The sequence below is a fragment of the Arthrobacter sp. TMN-49 genome (assembly GCF_054511095.1).
Genome location: NZ_JBTNDH010000009.1, coordinates 83,559 through 104,405 on the forward strand (window position 1 = coordinate 83,559; position 20,847 = coordinate 104,405).

21 protein-coding genes and 3 tRNA genes are annotated in these 20,847 nt (G+C 61.5%); 10 read left to right on the forward strand and 14 right to left on the reverse strand.

Annotated features, from left to right (window positions below; translation table 11 throughout):
• Window positions 1-121: 121 nt before the first annotated feature.
• From ACX80E_RS06060 to ACX80E_RS06095, 8 genes are all read right to left on the reverse strand, one after another.
• Entirely contained in the window at window positions 122-796 is a 675-nt protein-coding gene (locus tag ACX80E_RS06060; RefSeq protein WP_459301005.1) for an ATP-dependent Clp protease proteolytic subunit, read from the reverse strand.
• 35 nt (window positions 797-831) lie between these two features.
• Window positions 832-1,452, reverse strand: coding sequence for an ATP-dependent Clp protease proteolytic subunit (locus ACX80E_RS06065; RefSeq protein ID WP_459301006.1), 621 nt, complete (start codon window positions 1,450-1,452; stop codon window positions 832-834).
• A gap of 288 nt (window positions 1,453-1,740) precedes the next feature.
• Window positions 1,741-3,108, reverse strand: coding sequence for a trigger factor (gene tig, locus ACX80E_RS06070; protein ID WP_459301007.1), 1,368 nt, complete (start codon window positions 3,106-3,108; stop codon window positions 1,741-1,743).
• A gap of 89 nt (window positions 3,109-3,197) precedes the next feature.
• Window positions 3,198-3,270 (reverse strand) — tRNA-Pro (locus tag ACX80E_RS06075).
• A gap of 202 nt (window positions 3,271-3,472) precedes the next feature.
• Window positions 3,473-3,546, reverse strand: a tRNA-Gly gene (locus ACX80E_RS06080).
• 157 nt (window positions 3,547-3,703) lie between these two features.
• Entirely contained in the window at window positions 3,704-4,699 is a 996-nt protein-coding gene (locus ACX80E_RS06085; protein WP_459301008.1) for an Fpg/Nei family DNA glycosylase, read from the reverse strand.
• A 66-nt stretch (window positions 4,700-4,765) separates the two neighbouring features.
• Window positions 4,766-5,239 (reverse strand): ribose-5-phosphate isomerase, encoded by a 474-nt coding sequence (locus ACX80E_RS06090; RefSeq protein ID WP_459301009.1) that lies wholly within the window; start codon window positions 5,237-5,239, stop codon window positions 4,766-4,768.
• A 74-nt stretch (window positions 5,240-5,313) separates the two neighbouring features.
• On the reverse strand, window positions 5,314-6,309 hold the full coding sequence (locus ACX80E_RS06095) for a hypothetical protein (protein WP_459301010.1): 996 nt from the start codon (window positions 6,307-6,309) through the stop codon (window positions 5,314-5,316).
• A 215-nt stretch (window positions 6,310-6,524) separates the two neighbouring features.
• On the opposite strand from ACX80E_RS06095, the gene pepN reads away from it, so the two are divergent.
• The 5 genes from pepN to ACX80E_RS06120 all read left to right on the forward strand — a co-directional run bounded on the left by pepN (window position 6,525) and on the right by ACX80E_RS06120 (window position 11,817).
• Window positions 6,525-9,074 (forward strand): aminopeptidase N, encoded by a 2,550-nt coding sequence (gene pepN, locus ACX80E_RS06100; RefSeq protein ID WP_459301011.1) that lies wholly within the window; start codon window positions 6,525-6,527, stop codon window positions 9,072-9,074.
• A gap of 157 nt (window positions 9,075-9,231) precedes the next feature.
• Entirely contained in the window at window positions 9,232-10,074 is an 843-nt protein-coding gene (locus ACX80E_RS06105) for an SGNH/GDSL hydrolase family protein (protein ID WP_459301012.1), read from the forward strand.
• Window positions 10,065-10,547: an OsmC family protein gene (locus ACX80E_RS06110; RefSeq protein WP_459301013.1), complete on the forward strand. Its 483-nt coding sequence runs from the start codon at window positions 10,065-10,067 to the stop codon at window positions 10,545-10,547. The genes ACX80E_RS06105 and ACX80E_RS06110 overlap by 10 nt, the downstream gene beginning before the upstream one ends.
• A 68-nt stretch (window positions 10,548-10,615) precedes the next feature.
• Window positions 10,616-11,338 (forward strand): mechanosensitive ion channel family protein, encoded by a 723-nt coding sequence (locus ACX80E_RS06115; RefSeq protein ID WP_459301014.1) that lies wholly within the window; start codon window positions 10,616-10,618, stop codon window positions 11,336-11,338.
• Between the two features lie 17 nt (window positions 11,339-11,355).
• A complete protein-coding gene (locus tag ACX80E_RS06120) occupies window positions 11,356-11,817 on the forward strand; it encodes a globin (RefSeq protein ID WP_459301015.1) in 462 nt (153 codons plus the stop codon).
• Window positions 11,818-11,841: 24 nt separating this feature from the next.
• On the opposite strand, the gene ACX80E_RS06125 is transcribed toward ACX80E_RS06120, so the two are convergent.
• A complete protein-coding gene (locus ACX80E_RS06125; protein ID WP_459301016.1) occupies window positions 11,842-12,861 on the reverse strand; it encodes a saccharopine dehydrogenase NADP-binding domain-containing protein in 1,020 nt (339 codons plus the stop codon).
• Between the two features lie 71 nt (window positions 12,862-12,932).
• Between ACX80E_RS06125 and ACX80E_RS06130 the strand changes: the two genes are divergently transcribed.
• The 3 genes from ACX80E_RS06130 (at window position 12,933) to ACX80E_RS06140 (ending at window position 14,999) form a co-directional block, all read left to right on the forward strand.
• On the forward strand, window positions 12,933-13,526 hold the full coding sequence (locus tag ACX80E_RS06130) for a TetR/AcrR family transcriptional regulator (RefSeq protein WP_459301017.1): 594 nt from the start codon (window positions 12,933-12,935) through the stop codon (window positions 13,524-13,526).
• A gap of 15 nt (window positions 13,527-13,541) precedes the next feature.
• Entirely contained in the window at window positions 13,542-14,420 is an 879-nt protein-coding gene (locus ACX80E_RS06135; protein WP_459301018.1) for an AfsA-related hotdog domain-containing protein, read from the forward strand.
• 138 nt (window positions 14,421-14,558) lie between these two features.
• Window positions 14,559-14,999 carry a hypothetical protein gene (locus tag ACX80E_RS06140; protein WP_459301019.1) on the forward strand — a complete coding sequence of 147 codons (441 nt, stop codon included), beginning with the start codon at window positions 14,559-14,561 and terminating at the stop codon, window positions 14,997-14,999.
• Between the two features lie 42 nt (window positions 15,000-15,041).
• Here ACX80E_RS06140 and ACX80E_RS06145 read toward each other — a convergent pair whose 3' ends face one another.
• Window positions 15,042-15,710, reverse strand: a complete 669-nt coding sequence (locus ACX80E_RS06145; protein ID WP_459301020.1) for a hypothetical protein — start codon at window positions 15,708-15,710, stop codon at window positions 15,042-15,044.
• A complete protein-coding gene (locus tag ACX80E_RS06150) occupies window positions 15,710-16,195 on the reverse strand; it encodes an acyl-CoA thioesterase (RefSeq protein WP_459301021.1) in 486 nt (161 codons plus the stop codon). Before ACX80E_RS06150 ends, ACX80E_RS06145 begins: the two co-directional genes overlap by 1 nt.
• 136 nt (window positions 16,196-16,331) lie before the next feature.
• Between ACX80E_RS06150 and ACX80E_RS06155 the strand changes: the two genes are divergently transcribed.
• Window positions 16,332-17,237 carry an acyl-CoA thioesterase gene (locus ACX80E_RS06155; RefSeq protein ID WP_459301022.1) on the forward strand — a complete coding sequence of 302 codons (906 nt, stop codon included), beginning with the start codon at window positions 16,332-16,334 and terminating at the stop codon, window positions 17,235-17,237.
• Window positions 17,238-17,485: 248 nt separating this feature from the next.
• Here ACX80E_RS06155 and ettA read toward each other — a convergent pair whose 3' ends face one another.
• The 3 genes from ettA to ACX80E_RS06170 form a co-directional block, all read right to left on the reverse strand.
• Complete coding sequence (gene ettA / locus ACX80E_RS06160; protein ID WP_459301023.1) at window positions 17,486-19,168, reverse strand: energy-dependent translational throttle protein EttA; 1,683 nt, start codon at window positions 19,166-19,168, stop codon at window positions 17,486-17,488.
• 94 nt (window positions 19,169-19,262) lie between these two features.
• Window positions 19,263-19,709, reverse strand: a complete 447-nt coding sequence (locus ACX80E_RS06165; RefSeq protein ID WP_459301024.1) for a DUF6993 domain-containing protein — start codon at window positions 19,707-19,709, stop codon at window positions 19,263-19,265.
• Between the two features lie 112 nt (window positions 19,710-19,821).
• Window positions 19,822-20,475, reverse strand: coding sequence for a single-stranded DNA-binding protein (locus ACX80E_RS06170; RefSeq protein WP_459301025.1), 654 nt, complete (start codon window positions 20,473-20,475; stop codon window positions 19,822-19,824).
• A 185-nt stretch (window positions 20,476-20,660) separates the two neighbouring features.
• Between ACX80E_RS06170 and ACX80E_RS06175 the strand changes: the two genes are divergently transcribed.
• Window positions 20,661-20,733, forward strand: a tRNA-Arg gene (locus tag ACX80E_RS06175).
• The last annotated feature ends 114 nt before the right edge of the window (window positions 20,734-20,847 follow it).

Consider the following 20,847-nt stretch of genomic DNA (forward strand, 5'->3'; position numbering starts at 1 on the left):
CCAGGCAGGTGCCAGGAACGTCCTACAAATACTCTAATCCACGCCACGGACATTGGGTGGAAATCAAACGCCGGGACGAGGGAATGTCTCGCCCCTGTCCCGGCGATTGTCCGCACGGAATCTAGCGGGTGATGGCCGGAGCCTTCATCTTGCGCGGCGCCAACACTTCATCGATCAAACCGTATTCCTTGGCCTGAGCTGCCGTGAGGATGTTGTCACGCTCGATGTCATTGCTGACCTGCTCCGGCGTGCGGCCGGACAAATCAGCCAAGGTGTTCTCCAGCCATTCGCGCATGCGCATGACCTCGTTGGCTTGAATCTCCAGGTCGGAGGCCTGGCCGCCCTGGCCACCGGAGAGTGCCGGCTGGTGAATAAGCACGCGGGCGTTGGGCAGGGCCAACCGCTTGCCGGGGGCACCGGCCGCGAGCAGTACGGCCGCGGCGGAGGCGGCCTGACCGAGGCAAACTGTCTGGATTTCCGGGCGGATGAACTGCATGGTGTCATAGATGGCCGTCATGGCCGTGAAGGATCCGCCGGGAGAGTTGATGTACAGCGTGATGTCACGGTCGGTGTCATCGGCTTCCAACACCAGAAGCTGCGCCATGACGTCGTCGGCCGATGCATCGTCAACCTGGACACCCAGGAAAATGATCCTGTCCTCGAAAAGCTTGGTGTACGGGTCCTGACGCTTGAAACCGTAGGGTGTGCGCTCCTCGAACTGGGGAAGCACGTAACGGCTGGAGGGCAGGTTGCCGGCAGTGTGGCCGAAAGCTGTACCGCCAAAGTTGTATGTCATGTCTGGTTACTCCTGAAGTTTCTCTTTGGCTTGCTTTACTTGGCGTTAGTTCCGCCGCCACCGGCAACGGTTCCTGCGTGGCGGGCGATCTTGTCGAAGAAGCCGTACTCCAGTGCCTGCTCGGCAGTGAACCACTTGTCGCGGTCGTTGTCGATGAGGATCTTCTCCTCCGTCTGACCTGTCTGCTCGGCCGTCAGTTCGGCCATGACCTTCTTCATGTGCAGGATCAGTTCGGCCTGGATCTTAATGTCCGACGCCGTTCCACCAATGCCGCCTGAGGGCTGGTGCATGAGGATGCGTGCGTTGGGCGTCGCGTAGCGCTTGCCCTTGGTGCCCGAGGAGAGCAGGAACTGCCCCATGGAGGCTGCCAGGCCGGTGGCGACAGTGACCACGTCGTTCGGGATGAACTCCATGGTGTCGTAGATGGCCATGCCGGCCGTCACCGAGCCACCGGGTGAGTTGATGTAAAGGTAGATGTCCTTTTCGGGGTCCTCAGCCGAGAGCAGCAGCAGCTGCGAGCAGATCAGGTTGGCGTTGTCATCACGAACTTCTGAACCCAACCAAATGATGCGTTCTTTGAGCAGGCGGTTGTAGATGTACTGGTCCGAGCCGGCCGGGTCCGCGCTAGCCATCGTGGGGGTGGTGTGCTGTGCCATGGTGGGTTTACCTCTCCTTCGTGTGGCCCGTTGAGCGAACCCAACGACACCATCACTAATGTTCACTACTTGGACAGTAGCCCTTTTTGGTGGCTCGTTGCCCCCCATCAGGACACTGTTCGCTGTAGGCGCACGATACCCGAAGGGGCAAGCCGTGCGGGAATAAAACAGGCCCGCCGCGGCAGTTGCGGGGGCACTTGTGGCGGGGCACAAAAAACCGTTGCCGGCTCCTTCGAGAAGGAACCGGCAACGGTTGGAAAAACTATTTACCCGGCAGCGGGGTAAGTATTAGATGCGGGCTTCGCCCGGATCTACAACTGCTGTGGGCTCAATGACGTCATCTTCTGTGGTCTCTTCTTCTTCGGAAGCAACCGAGACGAAGTCTGTCAGGTCCACGGCGGCGCCCTCGGAATCCTTGACAGTAGCCTTGGCCAGAACAGCTGCCAGAGCCTTACGACGACGAACTTCGCCAACGATCATGTTGACCTGGCCGGAGGAGTCCAGCATCTGGGCGAACTGGTTCGGCTCCATGCCGTACTGGCTTGCCGAGGAGACGATGTAGTCGATCAGTTCAGCCTGGCTGACACCGATCTCTTCCTTCTCAGCGATCGCATCGAGGATGATCTCGTTGCGGAAAGCCTTCTCGGTGTTTTCCTTGACCTCGGCGCGGTGCTCCTCGGTGTCGTGCTCTTCAGGGCCGTGTGCGTTCTCAGGCTTGAAGTGCTGCTCCAGCTGATCAGCTACGACGGAGTCAGGCACGGGAACCTCAACGAGCGCAACGAGCTTCTCCAGAACCTTGTCACGAGCCTCAACACCCTGATCAACAGTCTTGGACTCGGCAGCCTGCTTGGCCAAGTCTTCCTGCAGTTCGGCGATGGTGTCGAACTCGGATGCCAGCTGAGCGAAGTCGTCGTTTGCCTCGGGCAGTTCGCGGACCTTGACGGAGGAAACCTTGAGCGTGACCGACGCTTCTTCGCCTGCATGCTCGCCACCGGCCAGCTTGGTGTTGAAGATTGCTTCTTCGCCGGCGGACAGGCCTGCTGCTGCCTCGTCCAGGCCGTCAAGCATGTTGCCGGCACCGATCTGGTAGGACAGGTCCGACGCCGAGTCAACCTCGACGTCATCGATCTTGGCGGCGATGTCGATGGTGAGGAAGTCACCCTCGGCGGCCGGGCGATCCACAGCCTTCAAGGTGCCAAAGCGGGCGCGCAACTCATCCAGTGCCTTGGCGGTGTCGGCCTCGTCTGCTTCAACAGCTGCAACCTCAACCTCAATACCTTCGTAGTCAGGCAGTTCAATCTCGGGGCGGATGTCCAGCTCAACGTGGAACTTGACAACACCGTCGGTGCCGGTCGGATCCGGAACCTCGGTGATTTCAACCTCGGGACGGCTCAAGGGGACAAGCTTGTTCTCGACAACAGCTTCCTGGTACCAGCCGTTCAGACCGGAGTTGATGGCTGTTTCCAGAACGTAGCCACGGCCAACGCGCTGATCAATCAACGCGTTCGGGACCTTGCCCTTACGGAAACCAGGCACCTGGACCTGTGTACCAATAGTCGTGTAAGCCTCTTTAATACTGGGCTTCAATTCCTCAAAAGAAACCTCAACATCGAGCTTGACCCGAGTGGGTGTGAGGTTTTCGACAGCGCTCTTCACAGCGTGGTACTCCTGATGGTCTGTTGATGGGTATATTGGCCCAGCACATGGGCAGTCACTGACCAAACGTGAACCGGATAATGCTGAAGTCGGGGCGACAGGACTCGAACCTGCGATTTCCTGCTCCCAAAGCAGGCGCGCTAGCCACTACGCTACGCCCCGTAGTGCCCGCAACAGTCTACGGGGAAAAGTTCGCAGATGCACAATCGGGGTTCCCCGTGCACCGTTTAGGGGTTCCATGGACGACGGCGGCGGGTTGGCTGCCGCTTTCACCCGGCGTACGCTCCGCCGTGAAGGCCGCTCTTGCGCGATTGCTCGTGGGCATGAAAAATCCCCAGCCAGTTGGCCGGGGATTTACGTTCTTTGGAGGGGGCGACGGGAATCGAACCCGCGTCATTAGTTTGGAAAACTAAGGCTTTACCATTAAGCTACGCCCCCACATATGTCAGCTTGTGGGCGAACAACTCCGTAACAGTATCAAGGCAAATGCCCGCCCCGCAAATCGGGAAGTGGCTGTCCCGAAAAATGCCACCGTTTGACGCAAATGCCACCGTTTGTACTATGGCATTTTTGTCAAACGGCGGCATTTTTGGGTTCAGAAACCCTGGCACTTCGGGCACCAATACAGTTTCCGGCCGCCCAGCTCCTGCATGGCAATGTCGGTGCCGCAATGTCTGCACGGCAGACCTGCGCGCTTGTACACGTAGTGGGCATCGTCGGCCGGGACGTCCTTGTTGGGTCTGGAGGGCAGCGCTGCACCAGTAGCTTCCTGACCCACGTCGACGCCACGGCCCGAGGGTCGATCACGCAACTCGGTGGTGATGATGCGGCCGTCGCGGACACCGTCGGCCATGATGCGCGCCGTGTCATCCCACAGCGCCTGGGCTTCCGCTGCTTGCAGCTGGTTGCCGGAGAGCATCGGGTCAAGGCCCAGCCGGAACAACACCTCGGCCCTGTACACATTGCCCACTCCTGCAAGCACGTCTTGATTCATGAGCTGCAAGGCGATGCTCGTCCTGCTTTTGCGAATCCGGCGAACAAACTCCGCCGCATCGCCTGGCAGATTGTGCAAGGGATCCGGGCCCAACTTGTTCCGTGCCGCCACGGCTTCGGCCGGCGTGATCGCCTCACAGGCGGTGGGCCCGCGGAGATCGGCCCAGCCGTGCGCCGAGACCAGGCGGACACGAACTGCACCCTTGGGTTCGGGCGGGCCCGTGTACTCCCCACGTCCTTCCCGATCTCGCAAGCTCGATGGGGGCGCCACAGACGCGCCGCCCCACCCGGTGTCAGCGGCAACCTCCTGCTCGCCGATGCGCCGCGGCGCGCCAATACTGGAGGCCCCGGCAAACGTGGCGTCACCGCCAAAGTCCCACGCCCCGTAGAGCCCCAAGTGCACGCGCATCACAAGATCATGGGAGAAGTAGAGGAACATTTGCTTGCCGTGGGGTTCGGCGGTTTCTAGGACGTGCCCGTCAATCCGCGTGGCGCCGGCAGCAAATTTCCCCTGCGGACTCGAGACGGCCAGCCTGGCCCCGCCGAAAACGTCCCGGAACTGCCGGGCCACACGGTGCACTGAATGGCCCTCAGGCATTGCTTCTCCTTGAGATGTTGGTCCGCCATGGTGGGCCCGGGGTTAGGCACGCTGGGTACGCAGTCGTTACTCGACCACGTCTCCGGTGGTCTCGTACGTGGCGATCTTGCCGATGCGGCGCACATGGCGGTCGTCGTTGCTGAAGGGCTCAGCCAGGAACGCTTCGATGATCTCGGTGGCTTCTCCAACGCTGTGCTGGCGTCCGCCCACGGCCACCACGTTGGCGTCGTTGTGCTCGCGGGCCAGTTTCGCCGTGGAAAGGTTCCAGGCCAGTGCCGCCCGCACGCCCTTGACCTTGTTGGCGGCAATCTGCTCGCCGTTGCCGGAGCCACCGAGCACGATGCCCAGTGCGTCCACGCCGACGGACTGGTCAGCAACGACTGCGAGCGCTGCGTTGATGCAGAAGGAGGGGTAGTCGTCCTGGGCGTCGTAGGCCTGCGGACCGTGGTCAACCATGTCGTAGCCCTTGGCGGCCAGGGCCGTGATGAGGTGGGCGCTGAGTTCCATGCCGGCGTGGTCTGTTGCGATGTGAACGCGCATGAGGATTCCTTCGTCTGTGCGGGTGATTACGTCACCGCCAAGCCTACCCATGGCGGCGCCAATTCCTGGACCGGCTAGTGGTACCCCGGCGTCTTCCCGGCCCGGCGGTTGAGGATTTGGGCCAGATCGTCGGCAATGTCCAAATCCGGTGCGCTGATAACAACCTTGCCGCCGTCACTTTGTCGAAGCACGACGGCGGCGCCGGAGTGTGTCAGGAAGGTGGCGGAGCCGCTGTGCTTGCGCAGTCCCCATCCGCCGTAGTCCTTGGCAACGATATCCAGTGACACTGCCCCGTCCACCCCCTGGCACGGGGCCAGCAGCACGGGAATCACGCCCAACAGTTTTACGCTGAGCTGGGCCCTGTCCACTTCCACGGTTGCACAGAGCATGCCCACCACCAGCAAGGCAAGCACCACGGCAGCGGCGAAGATCCACGGGTTGATCAGGGCCAGAAATGTTCCCGGCAGAATCCCCGTCAGCAGGATCATGATGATGACGGAACTGCGCGGGTGCAGGAAGTAGGCCAGCTGGTCATTGCTGGCCGTTGGATCCTCCGCCGCCGCCAACGCCTGCGCCATGGCCCTGTCATCGGCGGCGCTCCACTGTTCAACAGGTTTGAAGGACATGGCGAGCACCACCCCCATGGCGGCGGCAAGCCCGCACCCCATGAGGAGCACAAAGCCGTCCACACGCACTGGGGGCAGCCCGCCCTGGGCACCCTGTCCCAGGAGTGTGGCCACGAAAAGCGTAAAGACCGCCAGCTGCAGCGCCACGGCAACGCCCAGGAGCACCCGCCGGGACATGGCCGGCAACGCAAGCCGGGCACCCTGGCTGCCCAGACCGGCACCCAGCAACAAGATCAGCGCCACCCCGATCCCCAGGAACAAGGGAACCGGGAGGGGTTCCCCACCCACGGGCAGCACCACACCGTTGGGGAGTTGGGCCCTGATCAGGAATCCGCCCAGGAGCAGCGCCGCGGAGAGCAGCACGGCAAAGATGATGGCGAACCGCAAGGCCCGCGCGTCCATACGCCGCTCCTGTGTGCTGCCCTGACCGCCGTCGTATCCCATGGCTCTAGTTTTTCACTGTTTCGGCAAGGACGTAAGCGTGCCCGCAACCTGTCCCAAGCACATGCCCCGATCAAATGCGGGCATGTTGGCAGCGCCGTCGGGCTCCGGAGCAGTAACGTGTAAGAATAATCTCAATGTGCCGCCGGACACGCTCACGCAGGGTCCGCGGCTTCGCTCCACCCACCCAATGAACGGAAGGCAATACCTTGCCTGGTATGAATTTGACCCGTGCCGAAGCCATTGAGCGTTCGGCCACCCTCACCGTCAAAAGTTATGACGTGACACTTGATCTGACCACCTCGGACACCACTTTTGCCTCCACCACCACTGTGGCGTTCAGCGCAAAGGAGGGGTCGGCGTCGTTCATTGACGCGGTGACCGCCGCTGTGCACAAGGTGATCCTCAACGGAGTAGAGCTGGACCCGGCAAAAGTGTCCGACGGCGTACGCATCCAGCTGCCGACGCTCGCCGCCGAGAATGAACTGACAGTGGTCGCCGACGCCCACTTCATGAACACCGGCGAGGGCCTGCACCGTTTTGTGGACCCCGCCGACGGTGAGGTGTACCTGTACAGCCAGTTTGAGGTACCGGACAGCCGCCGCATGTTTGCCGTGTTTGAGCAGCCTGACCAGAAGGCGGCATTCACCTTTCACGTGACAGCGCCTGCGCACTGGGACGTCATCTCCAACTCCCCCACCCCGGCCCCCGAGGCCGCCGGTGAGGGCAAGGCCGTCTGGCATTTTGAGCCCACGCTGACCATGTCCAGCTACATTACGGCCCTGATCGCCGGGCCCTATGAGAGCGTCCGCAGCGAGCTGACGAGCTCCGATGGCCGCACCATCCCGCTGGGCGTGTTTGCCCGGAAGTCGCTCATGGAATTCATGGACGCCGAGAACGTATTTGAGCTGACCCGGCAGGGCTTTGAGTTTTTCGAGAAGCAGTTTGGCGTGGCGTACCCGTTCCCGAAGTATGACCAGCTGTTCGTGCCCGAATTCAATGCTGGCGCCATGGAAAACGCCGGTGCTGTGACATTCCTGGAAAGCTACGTGTTCCGTTCCAAGGTCACCGAGGCCATGGTGGAACGCCGCGCCATCACCATCTTGCACGAGCTCGCCCACATGTGGTTTGGCGACTTGGTGACCATGCGCTGGTGGAATGACCTCTGGCTCAATGAGTCCTTCGCCGAATTCATGTCCACACTGGCCGCCGCCGAGAACACCAAATACGTGGATGCCTGGACCACCTTCACCTCCCTGGAGAAGAGCTGGGCCTACCGTCAGGACCAACTGCCCTCCACGCACCCCATCAAGGCCGAGATCAACGATCTGGAAGATGTGCTGGTCAACTTTGACGGCATCACCTACGCCAAGGGCGCCTCCGTGCTGCGCCAGCTGGTGGCCTGGGTGGGTCAGGAGGAGTTCATGTCCGGGGTCCGGGCCTACTTCGCCAAGCACGCCTGGGGCAACACCGAACTGCCCGACCTCATGGTGGAGCTGGAAGCTGCCAGCGGCCGCGACCTGTCCGTGTGGACGCAAAAGTGGCTGGAGACGGCCGGGGTGAACACCTTCAAACCGTCACTGGAGGTGGCCGAGGACGGCACTATCACCGCCTTCTCGATCCTTCAGTCCGCGATTGCCGAGCACCCCACACTGCGCCCGCACCGGGCAGCCGTGGGCTTCTACAACCTGGCCACCTCCGGTGCTGACGCGGGCAAGCTGGTCCGCACGCACCGGGTTGAGCTGGACGTTGACGGCGCCAACACTGCTGTCCCGGAGCTCGTTGGCATGAAGCGCCCGGCCTTGATCCTGCTCAATGACGACGATCTGGCGTACGCCAAGATCAGGCTCGACGCCCAGTCCCTCGCCACGGCCAAGGCCCATTTGCGGGACTTCAAGGAATCGCTGCCCCGCACCCTTGTTTCGGCGTCGGCCTGGGATGCCACGCGCGACGGCGAAACCCCGGCCCGCGAGTACGTTAAGTTTGTGCTGGCCACCATCGGGGACGAGAGCGACTCCACGGTGATCATGGTGCTGCTGCGCCAGCTCGCCACGGCACTGCACTTCTATGTGGCTCCCGCACACCAGCACGCCACGGCCATTGCGGCCGCAGATTCCTTGTGGTCGCTGGCCCAAACCGCGGCCGCCGGCTCTGATGCACAATTGCAGTTCGTCAAGGCCTTCGCAGACCACGCCCAATCAGCTGCACAGCTCGATCTGGTCCAGGCCTTGCTGGATGGGACACAGGAACTGGATACCCTGACGCTTGACACTGACTTGCGCTGGGAGTTCGTGACCTCACTGGCGGCCGGCGGCCGGGCAGATGCGCGCGTCATCGACGCGGCCCTGGCGCTGGACAACACCCAAACCGGGCAACTCGCGGCAGCCACGGCACACGCTGCCATCCCCACAGCCGAGGCCAAGGCTGCGACGTGGGATGCCGTCGTCGTCCGCGGAGATCAAGCCAACTCCATCCAGCGCGCAGCCATCGCCGGGTTCGGCAAGGTCTGGGACACGGCGCTGTTGGAACCGTACGTCGGAAGCTACTTTGCCGCCATTGAGCAAGTGTGGGCGGAAAAGTCGTACGAGATCAGCTCCACCATCATCACCGGGCTGTACCCCTCGCAACTTGTCTCGACCGCCACGGTGGAAGCCACGGATGAGTTCTTGGCGGGGTTGGGCCAGGACACGCCTGCCCTGCGCCGCTTGCTGGTGGAAAGCCGGGACGGGGTTGTGCGGGCGCTGAAGGCACAGGCGGGCGACCTCTAAGGTCCTCACACAAAAAGCCTCCCGCAAGCGGCACTTTTGCCCTTTGCGGGAGGCTTTTTTGCCGGTGCTTTTTCACGCTTCCACAGCCGCGGAAGTGGTGAAAATAATCGTACCCAAAAGTCTACCCCCGCAGCTGTTTCGGGGGTAGTTTCAGGGCATGTACTCACTATCGTTGAAGAAGTTGGCCGCGCGCACAGGCGCAGCGGCTTTATTGAGTCTGGGGCTCATTGCCGGGTTTGCCGGGGTACCGGCCACGGCCGCACCGCCGCCCGCAGGCACATACACCGTGCTCGGTGATTCGTACTCGGCAGGCTCCGGCGGGGGTGGCGAGAGCTTTCCATGTTTCCAGAGTCCCAATGGCTACGGCAATGTCTTCGCCACTACCAACGGGCTGGCCATGACAAATCTGGCTTGCTACGGCGCCACGATCGGCGAGGTCAAGGATTCTCAAGTTCCGTTGATTCCTTCCTCCTCGCGGCTGATCTCCTTGACGGTGGGTGCCAACGACGTGGGCTCGGGTCAAGTTGCTGTTGCCTGCCTGACAGGGACGCTCGAGATGTGCCAAGGCGCCTTGGGTGCCGCCCAGGCGGGGTTGACCCAGTTGCCGGCTCAGATCTTGGGACTGACCAAGTCCATTCGTGCCGAGGCTCCGCGCGCCCAGATGGTGTACATGGGATACCCGCACCTGCTTGAGGCCGGGAACCTCCCGCCGGACGTGGCACCCATCGCGATGACGATCAACGCCATGGTGGATCAACTCAATGCTGTTCTGGCGCAAAGTGCCGTGGATAGTGGCGCGCGGTTTGTTCCCGTGACTGACTACTTCGACGGCCACGGCTACCCCTCAGCGGACAGCTGGCTGATCCCACCGTTCGTTCCGGTGCCGCTGCCGGTGCCACTGGCCTTTCATCCCACCGCGGTTGGTTATGCCTATGGTTACGCAGCAGCCTTGCAAAACACCAAGCTGAGCCCTGCGCTCTATGCTGGAGTATGGCGCTAAACGAACATCATTACCAGGTAAATGTTTTTTGGACGGGCAACCGGGGCACCGGAACCTCCTCCTACCGGGACTACGGCCGCGACCACAGCGTCACGGCCGTTGGCCTGCCCACCCTGTTGGGATCCGCGGATAGAACCTTTCACGGAGACCGGGAGCGGTGGAACCCCGAGCAACTGCTGCTCACTGCGCTCTCGCAATGCCATATGCTCTCCTACTTGCATGTTGCCGTCATGCACGGTGTCGTCATCACCAAGTATGAGGACACCGCCACGGGAACCCTCGTGTTGAATCCCGACGGCAGCGGCCAGTTCGCATCGGTCACCTTGCATCCGGCGATCGCCGTGGCAGACCCGGCCACCGAAGAGCTGGCCCGCACCTTGCACGCCGAAGCTGGCGCTAAATGCTTCATCGCCCGCAGCGTGAACTTTCCCGTGCACCATCTCCCCGGAGTGCTTGCGCCCACACAGGGCTGATTCCCAGCGGCGTCCGCGTTAGGCTGGAAGAGACGTCCCACCCCCAACAGATGCAAGGTATACACAGAGTGCTAGGTATTGAAGACATGGACAACCCCGGCGACACCCTCTGGGACAATTTGCTAGAGGCCGGCATTGCGATAGTGATTGGGTTGCTGGTCTGGGTGGCGCTGCACTACTCCATCCGCATCCTGCTCAAACATGCCAAATCCGACCGCACGCCGCTGGAGCACCGCTCCATGCGCTGGGCCGGGCCCATGCTGCGTGGCATAGACCCGATGATTCGCGCCCTTGACCATGAGCGCCGGGTGCAACGGGCCCACACCATTGGCACCTTGCTGAATTCGATCCTGACCACCATTGTGGTGGTGGTGACAGGTTTCTATGTGCTGCTCTCCTTCGAGGTGGACATCTCCCCGCTACTGGCCAGTGTGGGCGTGGTGGGCATCGCTGTTGGTTTTGGCGCCCAGCAGCTGATCCGCGACTTCCTGGCCGGCATCTTCATCACCATCGAGGACCAGTATGGGATCGGCGATGTTGTTCAAACCAGTGAGGTCATTGGCACGGTTGAATACCTGGGCCTGCGCATCACCCGTGTTATGGGTGAGGACGGCACCTTGTGGTACCTGCGCAATGGTGAAATCCTGCGCCTGGGCAACCGGTCCAAGGGCACCTATCAGGATCCGGTGCCGGAGCCCGCCGCCCCGGACACAGGCGCGGCCCCGGCACCCGCGCTCGTCCCGGCGTCGTCCACGCCCTTGACCAATGAACCATCAGAGTCAGCAAACTAGAAAGCGCCATCAACGCCATGAGTTCTGAGCACAATCCTTCAGCCCCTGAAGCCAACAGCCCCGCAGCGGGCGAACCGGCCGACTATTCGGACACGTTCTACGGGCAAGTCGGCGGGCATGAGACGTTCGCGACGATCATCCACGTGTTCTACCAGGGCGTTGCGGCCGATCCCCTGCTGCGCGCCATGTATCCCGAGGAGGACTTGGGCCCGGCCGAGCACCGCATGCTGATGTTCATTGAGCAGTACTGGGGCGGTCCACGCACCTATCTGGAGGAACGCGGACACCCGCGCCTGCGCATGCGCCACGTCCCGTTTGCCGTCACGCCGGAGGCACGCGACCATTGGCTGGCCGCCATGCGCAAGGGCGTGGACGCCGCGGAGCTCTCCGCCCTTCACGACGCCACCCTGTGGGACTATCTGGAGCGGGCAGCACATTCACTGGTCAACTCCGCCCCTGCTCCCGCGCAGGCCCTCTGAGCGCTGCGCGCTGCGGCGGACAGCTCACAGGTCACAGATCTCCAGGCCGGGCTGGTTCAGGACGTTTGCCGACCCTAGCAATTGGCCTGCGGTGCTAACTCCGGGCTCAGCACCGCGCAGCAATTGTTGGGCCGCCAACAGGGCGATGGTGGCGGCCAGCTCACCGCCGCCCCCGGCCTGCAAGTAGCTCGTGGCGACCTCGCCGCCGGAGTTTGAGACCCGCATCCAGATCCGGGTACAGGCCAGTCCCTTTCCCCCGCTAGGCCGTGGCGTGGCGGCGCTGGCCGTCCGGGACTGACCGAGCAGCCCCGCTCTGATGGCTCGGCGGGCCAGAGGAATGGCGAATCTGGCCAACAAGGGGTTCATCCCCGTGCTGTAGTACGCCGTGACGCGCTTGAGTCCCGTGGCGTGCGCGACGGCGAACGGGTCGCCCACGGCGACGGGGATCCCGGTTTGCCGACCCCACGGCAGTTCGAAATGGGCCATCTTGTTGCGACGATCGCTCCACCGGCCGTCCTCCACACTTCCGCCCGGCTGGGCCAGGACGGCCAGTGATGTCTTCTTCACCCCGGGCGTTGACTCACCGTTGTGTGAAGACCGCACAATCACCAAGGCGTCGGCTTCGTGGATCCTGGTGATCACGTGAGCTGCAAGACTTTCGGTGACAGCCGTACCAAATCCGGCACCCGGCACAACTGCTACGCCCGCCGTTCGCGCAGCGGAGTCCAGGGACCAGGCTTGTTGGAAACTGGCTGCCTCATTGGAAATATCCACGTAGTGGCAGCCATTCCTTAGGCAGGCACGGATCAGCGATGTTGCTGTATCAACAAAGGGGCCGGCCGTGTTGATGACTAGTTGGACGCCCCCGAGCATGGCGTCCAGGCCGGCCGGATCTGTCAGCTCCGAACTCCGCCACTGTATCTTGAGCCTGTCCGCTTCCGCCGTGAGCCTTGCTGACGGCCGACCAGCCAACAGCACGTCCAGGCCCGCGTCGGCCGCCAAGGCGGCGATGCGCGCTCCCGCCGTTCCACATCCATAGATCAATAAGATTGTGCTGCCCCTTGTACGCTAGATGCTGACATTAAGCCAATCGTACCGTTACACTGTGTATCATTATGGTCCCATCATTAGGGCGTCCACGAAACGCTGATCTAGATACCGCCCTCATCAGGGCCGTCGAAACGCTGATCCTTGAGAAGGGATTCAGCGGCATTTCCGTTGGCGCCGTTGCCGCGCAGGCCAAGACAACCCGGCCGGCGTTCTATCGCCGCTTTGACGGCATTCCTCATCTCGTTCTGGCTTTTCTGCTGGAACGATTCGCCATCGATCTTGATCGTTTCATCGACTCCGGCAGCCTGCCGATTGACCTTGAAGCGATCCAACGTGACCAGTTGGAGCTCTTTTCCAATCCGCTGGTCCAACGGAGTCTTGCAGGGTTCTTGGACTCCCTTCAATCAGATGTGGAGTTGCGGAACGTGTTCGTGGAGGCGTTTCTCAAACCGCGCAGGGCAGGTGTTGGCATCATCGTCGCCCGCGCCTTGAGCCGAGGGGAAATAGCCCCGAATCCCGATGTGGAGTGGGTCTGCGACCTACTCACTGGCCCCATCCTGATGAGGGTTCTCATGCCCGGACTCGACGAATTGAATGAAGCCCTAATTTCCTCGACCGTAGCCGCTGCACTTCAAACCCTTGGTTATCGGTCACCCTAAGGAGGCGCGATTTTCGTGTGGCACACCATTGAGAGTTCCCTTGTTCACAAACACTCGCCGGAGCAAGTCCTCGTTTCATCGGCCCACAGCGAGCCGGACGGCTCCTTGGTCCTTGATGTTGCACTGGCCCCCACACACCCCGCCACAGGTACTAACCCGATAGTCCCAACACTTCTCGGCATTGAGCTGATGCGCCAGGCCACCATTGCCTTTGCGCACTTGACAGGGGAAGTCCCCCGGGACTGGGCGTTCTTGATGAATGAGATCAACTTCCTGTGGAGAAGTGAGCCGCTTCCCATGACACCAGAAAAGTTTGCCGGCCGCGTCCAGGTGCGCCTGCAGGCCAAAAGAATGCGCAATGGCCACGTTGGTGATTTACAGGTGGAGGCCGACTTCCTTTCGGGACGGGCGATTGTGGGAACCGGCTTCGGGGACTTGTCCTGCCTGCCACCCCGGGCATACCAAGCAATCCGCCGAAACGCGCCGCCTGCCACCGATCAAAGCACGGGACCACTCGGCACAGTGCTTGCGAACGTCAGCTATGAGAGCAGGGCTCTGGAAGCGCTGCTGGTTTGGAGCAGGGAGGATAAGTTCATCTTCGATCACCCCAGCGACCACCTGTCCGGCATGTTGCTGGCCAGTGCAGTGCTTGAGGCCCATCAGATGATGGCCGGAACGCAGGCCCTGAACATCAGCTTTCTCTGCCACAACTTTGCCGAATACGATTCCCCCATCCGCGTCTCGGGTAGCCTGAACGACGCCGGCCAGTCCACCATCGCCATCAGCCAGTCGGGCCGAGCAGTTGCCACGGGTCGGTGCGCGGGAAGCATGTACGGAGACGGTAGTGTGCCGGCCGCGGCGTGTTTCCACCGCCAGCTTTCGCCCAGTCGATAGAACACCAAAAAATAGCTGCGCAGCTATTGCAAAGCCGGATTCTCCGTCCTAAAGTTTACATTACATATCGTCACGTAACTATCAGATCGTTGACCCGCTCTGATCGCTCAGCCACAAGTCCCGCCAGGAGGGATGTTCATGAACCTCTCAATGAAGTACCGTGCCAGTTATCCGGCGCTGAAAACCTTGTTGCTGCCCGTGCCGAAGAATCCAGGACAGACAATACGCGGCGCGGCCCCGTCAGTACGGCAACTGGCAAACCCGCTGATTGGCGACGTGGTGGAGCTGCTCAAGAGTGCCGAGAGCAAGATTGAACGGCACGCCAGGCTTTCCCGTCACCTCACCGGTGTTCGGAGCACCGACGATGCCAATACGATCGAGGCACTCGACTGGGTCCTGACGTCACTTCAAGACGTCATGGCGACTTTGGAGGAAATCTCCCGGCGCCCCATGCCGCAGGACGCCTCCATGGAGGAGTGTCTCCGGGGACTGCTGCAGCACTTGAGTCAGAACCCCGACAGTTCTTCAATGGTCACGAACCAGGCTCAACGGGCGCCGCAGGAACGTATCACCGCCTAGCGGCGGACAGCAAGCACCGGGCATTTCTCTCGGTGAGTGGCCCTACAGCACCGACTTTGGCCGGACGAGGATGTGGCCGCGGTTGGTGCTGATGCGCAGCCACTTATGGGAACGGTAGATGGCGCCACTCTCTCCGGGTGCCACAAAGCCAAGGGCGTAGGCTGCGAATGCGGCGCCACCGGGCACGTCACCGGCAATGCCCTCCAGGTGCCGGCCCCACACCGAGGCGCGAATGTTGTTGACCAGCATGGCCCCCGGATTTACCGGGATGATCTGGCCAATCTCCTGCACACCAGCTTTCGCCGCGGCGATGAGCGAGTCGGCCGAGACTGTGCCCACTTCTTCCCATGCACTGCGCGGCGCGCTCACGGCGGCCCACGATTCGTTCACTGTCATGGGCGGAACAGGCAGCCGCACATCATCGCCGTCCATGCGGGCCAGGCGGTCGGCCACGGAGGCCAGTGAAACTGTTGCATCAACGCTTGACGCCGATGCCAACGCCATGGTGCGCAGGCCAAGAATGGTGGGCGTGCCTTCACCCAAGAGCTTGGCACGCATGACGCACACATAAGCGGCGAGCACGTGACCGGCCCCCTGAAGCCGAATGGCGCCGTCGTCCGCGGCACGAGCACGGGTCACAAAGGTGCGCAAATCTGCAAGAGTACCGGCGTCGGCCAGGATCAGTTCATCGGTGTGGGTGACAGTGGACATCAGCGGGACCCCTCAACTGTGGTGACTGGACGGCTGGCGCTGCGTTTGAACGGTACGGGGGCTCCGTGCCACGCCTCAAGGGCGCTGCGCTGGGGCTCGGTGAGCCGGACCGGGCGGCCCGTGGTGCGTGAAACCAGCACCATGGAGGTGGCGGCTTGGGCGTAGATGACTGTGGTGTCCGCCTCGGTGACTGTGTAGCCGAAGTCGAAGCTGGAGCCGCCGATGTGGGTGATCCAAATGTTCACGAAGATCGGTGTTGGGCGGAAACTGATGGGCGCCAGATACTCAATTTCGTTCCGGCCCACGAGGGTGAACAGGTCCTGGCCCACCAAGTCCTGGAACGTGCCGCCGCCGGGCAGTTCCGCGTAGGTCAGCTGAACGCGCGCATCCTCGAGATATTGCAGAAAGACCACATTGTTGACGTGGTTGTAGGAGTCAATATCGCCGAAACGTATTTGCTGGGAGATTTGGATGCCTGTTGCCATGCTTTCATCATGTCAAAGCCGCAGGGGCGCCACCAATCGAAGTTGGCAAGGTCACAGCAAAGCCGCCCGTGGTGGGTGGATTCATGCCCGAAAGTCCATTTGTCGTCATGGCACACCGACACATAGAGTCACGTTTATGAATGCGACATCGCCAACAGCTGACCCCATGGAAACTCTCCTGCGCATCTTGGAGCTTTCCGACGCCGGCGGGGCACAGACGGATGAAGATATTTTTGTGGGCCTCGGTGACGCCAACGCGCCACAGCCACGCCTTTTTGGCGGCCAGGTGCTGGCGCAGTCGCTGGTTGCTGCTACCCGGACTGTGGGCGGCGAACACCTCATGCATTCCATGCACGGCTATTTTCTGCGACCAGGCGACGCCGCCTCACCGATCACTTTCGGTGTTGAGAGGCTGCGCGATGGCCGTTCCTTCTCGGCCCGACGCGCGCACGCCTACCAAGGCGGGGCCCCCATCTTGTCGATGATCGCCTCTTTCCAGCGTCCCGACAGCGGCATTGAGCATCAGGACACCATGCCTGTTGGCATTCCCGCACCGGAGACACTTCCCACCTCGGCCCAATTGTTGGGTGCCATCGATCACCCGGTGGCACAGGCGTGGGCCTATGAGCGCCCCTTCGACATCCGCCACGTGGGCGCGAATATCTACTTTGACGTCAAGGGCGAGAAGGTGGCACACCAGGCCGTTTGGCTCAAGACACTGGGTCCCATGCCCACGGATCAGAATCTGCACCGTGCAGCACTGGCTTACGCCAGCGACTACACACTGTTGGAACCGTCCTTGCGCCGCCACGGCATCAGCTGGGCCACGCCCGGCATCAGCGTGGCCAGCTTGGATCACGCCATGTGGTGGCACCGCCCACTCCAGGTGGACGACTGGCTGCTCTACGTGGCCGAATCACCCAGCGCGTCCGGGGCGCGCGGACTGAACGTGGGCCGCTTCTTCAACCGCGACGGCGTATTGGTTGCCACTGTGGCCCAAGAGGGCATGATGCGTGTGCCAGAGGGTGAGCCGACCGACTGAACTATCGGTTCCGCGGAGTCCCGGGGACAAGTTGACCGACCAACCACCGTGACTGGACAGATAATGCCGCTTTGAAATTTCATGGCGGCATTATCTGTCCAGTGAGAGCGCCGAGGCTGTTCCATCCGGCCCAGATACCGAGAATGGCCGGCCCCCTGCAGGGGACCGGCCATTTTTATTGGGCCCACACGCCCGGGGGACCCGGTGTGCAGACGCGCCAGCGGCTGCACACCGGGAGGGCGTGGGGACTAGTCGCGTGTCAGGCGGCGGTGTGTGACGCGGTGCGGACGGGCCGCATCGGCACCGAGGCGCTCAACCTTGTTTTCCTCGTAGGAATCGTAGTTACCCTCGAACCAGTGCCAGTTGGCCGGGTTCTCGTTGGTGCCTTCGTAGGCGAGGATGTGGGTAGCCACCCGGTCCAGGAACCAGCGATCGTGCGATACCACGACGGCGCAGCCGGGGAATTCCAGCAGCGCGTTTTCCAAGCTGCTGAGGGTTTCCACGTCAAGGTCGTTTGTGGGCTCATCCAAAAGCAACAGGTTTCCACCCTGCTTCAGGGTCAGCGCCAGGTTCAAGCGGTTGCGCTCACCACCGGAGAGCACACCTGCCTTCTTCTGCTGATCCGGTCCCTTGAAACCAAAGGCTGCCACGTAGGCGCGTGAAGGCATTTCAACGTTGCCCACCTGGATGTAGTCGAGCCCGTCGGAAACAACTTCCCACAGGGTCTTGTCCGGGTCGATGCCGCCACGGCTCTGGTCGGCGTAGGAGATCTTGACAGAGTCGCCCACCTTGAGGTTGCCGCCGTCGAGCTCTTCAAGACCAACAATGGTCTTGAAGAGAGTTGACTTACCAACACCGTTCGGGCCGATGACGCCAACAATGCCGTTGCGGGGCAGGGTGAATGTCAGGCCGTCGATCAGTACGCGGTCGCCGAAGCCCTTCTTCAGGTTCTCGGCTTCCAGAACAATGCCACCCAGGCGCGGGCCCGGCGGAATCTGGATTTCTTCGAAGTCGAGCTTGCGCGTGCGATCGGCCTCGGCAGCCATTTCCTCGTAGCGAGCAAGACGAGCCTTGGACTTGGTCTGGCGGCCCTTGGCATTCGAGCGCACCCACTCCAGTTCCTCGGTGAGGCGTTTGGCCTGCTTGGCGTCCTTCTTGCCCTGAACTTCCAGACGAGCGCGCTTCTTCTCCAGGTAGGTGGAGTAGTTGCCCTCGTACGGGTACAGGTGACCGCGGTCAACTTCGGCGATCCATTCGGCAACGTGATCCAGGAAGTACCTATCGTGGGTCACGGCCAGGACAGCGCCAGCGTAGCTCTTCAGGTGCTGTTCCAGCCAGTTCACGGACTCGGCGTCCAAGTGGTTGGTGGGCTCATCGAGGAGCAACAAGTCAGGCTTCTGGAGCAGGAGCTTGCACAAAGCAACGCGACGGCGCTCACCACCGGAGAGGATGGTGACGTCCGAGTCGCCCGGCGGGCACTGGAGTGCATCCATGGCCTGCTCCAGCTGGGAGTCAATGTCCCACGCGTCGGCAGTGTCAATGGCTTCCTGCAGCTTGCCCATCTCTTCAAGGAGAGTGTCAAAGTCAGCGTCGGGGCTGGACATTTCCTCGGAGATTTCGTTGTAGCGCTGGATCTTCGCGTAGATCTCACCAACGCCTTCCTGGACGTTGCCCAGAACGGTCTTTTCCTCGTTCAGCGGCGGCTCCTGGAGCAAAATGCCCACTGTGTAGCCGGGGCTCAGACGAGCCTCACCGTTGGAGGGTATGTCCAAACCAGCCATGATCTTCAAGATGGTGGATTTACCAGCACCGTTGGGCCCTACAACGCCAATCTTGGCGCCCGGGTAGAAGGACATGCTTACGTTGTCAAGAATGAGTTTTTCGCCAACAGCCTTGCGGGCATTGGACATTGTATATATAAATTCCGCCATACCCTCAAGGCTAGTGGGTGCAGGCGTATATCTCACATTCGCTACGCCATTAGTGAGGAAGGCGTCATCGGCGTAGTGGCTGGTAACGAAAGGATCAGTGGATATCGCCGACGAAGCAGCGACCGGATGCCAGCACCGGAAGGACTATCACTGAGACGTTGCCTTCACGCACCTGGCCAATGACGCATTCCTCGGCCACACGTGTTGCCGACTCAACCGCGTCGACGGCAAGTCCTGTGGGCGTGATGTCAACGGAAAGTTCAACTTTCTCTTTGACGGCGCCAGCTTCCAGCATGGCGGACAACATTTGCTCACGGCTGGGCGCCTTAGTGACGGCGGCCAGCTTAGCGAGTGAGGCCTTGACTTTTACCGAAAGTTCCTCAGCGGCTGATGCTGGTTCGGCAGGCTTGTCCGATGCTTTCGCTGCTTCCTTGCGCGCGGTTGCCGAGCCTGCCGCCCCGCCCGGTTCGGAGCTCTGATTGGCCGATGGCAGCATGGAGCATCCGCCAAGGGCCATGGAAGCGGCGAGTAGGACTGACACTGCAACGGAACGCCCTTTGACACGTCGAGAGGCTTGCGTGTGGCGGGGCGTCATCTTTTCCAAAGTCACCACGCCATTCTGCCACGGCCTACTGTGCAGTTGCCCACTTCCATTAGAAGGGCACGTCTTTTGTGAAGAGCTCGCCTGTGGCCTTGTTCACGAATTCGCCGTCGTCCGGACCGTCCTGATCGACCCCGGTGGCTGCCTGATTCTCGGCATCCTCAGGATCCATGCCCTGGTTTTCGCCGTCTTGGTTCGTTCCGTCTTGGTTCAGGCCGTCCGCGTCATCCCTGTCGGAGTAGTCGTCGTGAGGCTGCCCTCCCACTCCCCCACTGCCGGAGTGGAGCGGCACCACATTGGAGGATTCGGCGTCGTTCCTTGAATAGTCCTGGCCGGCAGGATGGGCACTGGCCACGCGGACGTAGTGGGCGGTTCCGTACTTGAGATCTGGCCCAATACTTTCAGCATCGATGTCCACATTGGTGCCGGGTGTCCCGTCCTTGTGCAGGAATGTACTGATTTTGAGCTTTCCCACCACAATGATGCGGTCGCCCTTGTGGATGCTTGAGGCCGCGTTTTGGGCGAGTGCCCGGAAGACGGTGACGCGGAACCAGTTGGTGGGTCCATCTGTCCACACATTGGTGATGGGATCGAGGCGGCGCTCATTGGAACCCATGCGGAAGTCCCCCACAACAAGACCAGTGGGGGTGGTGCGCAACTCAATTCCGGTAGTCGCGAATCCTTTGATGGTGACGGTGTTGGCCATTGCATTGCCTTTCGCTAAGCCGCCGCTGCGGCGATGATCCGTTGGCTTCCAGCAAACGCCCTTCTGAAGGGCGCAGCTAGTGGCACTCGCCAGAATGTGGACGAGTTCGCAAGCGGCTGGGCCTGTGGAGGAAGCGATAGGCCAATAAACCTGATAATTTAGATGCGGCCAGCATTTTTGGCCACGCCTCGGTAGCTCAGCGGATAGAGCAGGAGCCTTCTAATCTCTTGGTCGTGGGTTCAATTCCCGCCCGGGGCACACTGTGATGTGTCGCGACATCGTTGACTGATGTAGCGGGACATAGGTGACAAAAGCTCTCTCCTTCGGGAGGGGGCTTTTGTTATTTTTTGGGTTGGTAGCTTTTGCTTGGAT

Excerpts from the sequence above, each read along its gene's own strand:
- ACX80E_RS06130 (WP_459301017.1), top strand. The coding sequence starts at position 12,933 with ATGGTCCCATCATTAGGGCGTCCACGAAACGCTGATCTAGATACCGCC.
- ACX80E_RS06060 (WP_459301005.1), bottom strand. The coding sequence starts at position 796 with ATGACATACAACTTTGGCGGTACAGCTTTCGGCCACACTGCCGGCAAC.
- ACX80E_RS06085 (WP_459301008.1), bottom strand. The coding sequence starts at position 4,699 with ATGCCTGAGGGCCATTCAGTGCACCGTGTGGCCCGGCAGTTCCGGGAC.
- ACX80E_RS06155 (WP_459301022.1), top strand. The coding sequence starts at position 16,332 with ATGAATGCGACATCGCCAACAGCTGACCCCATGGAAACTCTCCTGCGC.
- ACX80E_RS06140 (WP_459301019.1), top strand. The coding sequence starts at position 14,559 with ATGAACCTCTCAATGAAGTACCGTGCCAGTTATCCGGCGCTGAAAACC.
- ettA (WP_459301023.1), bottom strand. The coding sequence starts at position 19,168 with ATGGCGGAATTTATATATACAATGTCCAATGCCCGCAAGGCTGTTGGC.
- ACX80E_RS06110 (WP_459301013.1), top strand. The coding sequence starts at position 10,065 with ATGGCGCTAAACGAACATCATTACCAGGTAAATGTTTTTTGGACGGGC.
- ACX80E_RS06095 (WP_459301010.1), bottom strand. The coding sequence starts at position 6,309 with ATGGGATACGACGGCGGTCAGGGCAGCACACAGGAGCGGCGTATGGAC.
- pepN (WP_459301011.1), top strand. The coding sequence starts at position 6,525 with ATGAATTTGACCCGTGCCGAAGCCATTGAGCGTTCGGCCACCCTCACC.
- ACX80E_RS06145 (WP_459301020.1), bottom strand. The coding sequence starts at position 15,710 with ATGTCCACTGTCACCCACACCGATGAACTGATCCTGGCCGACGCCGGT.
- ACX80E_RS06065 (WP_459301006.1), bottom strand. The coding sequence starts at position 1,452 with ATGGCACAGCACACCACCCCCACGATGGCTAGCGCGGACCCGGCCGGC.
- ACX80E_RS06150 (WP_459301021.1), bottom strand. The coding sequence starts at position 16,195 with ATGGCAACAGGCATCCAAATCTCCCAGCAAATACGTTTCGGCGATATT.
- ACX80E_RS06090 (WP_459301009.1), bottom strand. The coding sequence starts at position 5,239 with ATGCGCGTTCACATCGCAACAGACCACGCCGGCATGGAACTCAGCGCC.
- ACX80E_RS06170 (WP_459301025.1), bottom strand. The coding sequence starts at position 20,475 with ATGGCCAACACCGTCACCATCAAAGGATTCGCGACTACCGGAATTGAG.
- ACX80E_RS06105 (WP_459301012.1), top strand. The coding sequence starts at position 9,232 with ATGTACTCACTATCGTTGAAGAAGTTGGCCGCGCGCACAGGCGCAGCG.
- ACX80E_RS06120 (WP_459301015.1), top strand. The coding sequence starts at position 11,356 with ATGAGTTCTGAGCACAATCCTTCAGCCCCTGAAGCCAACAGCCCCGCA.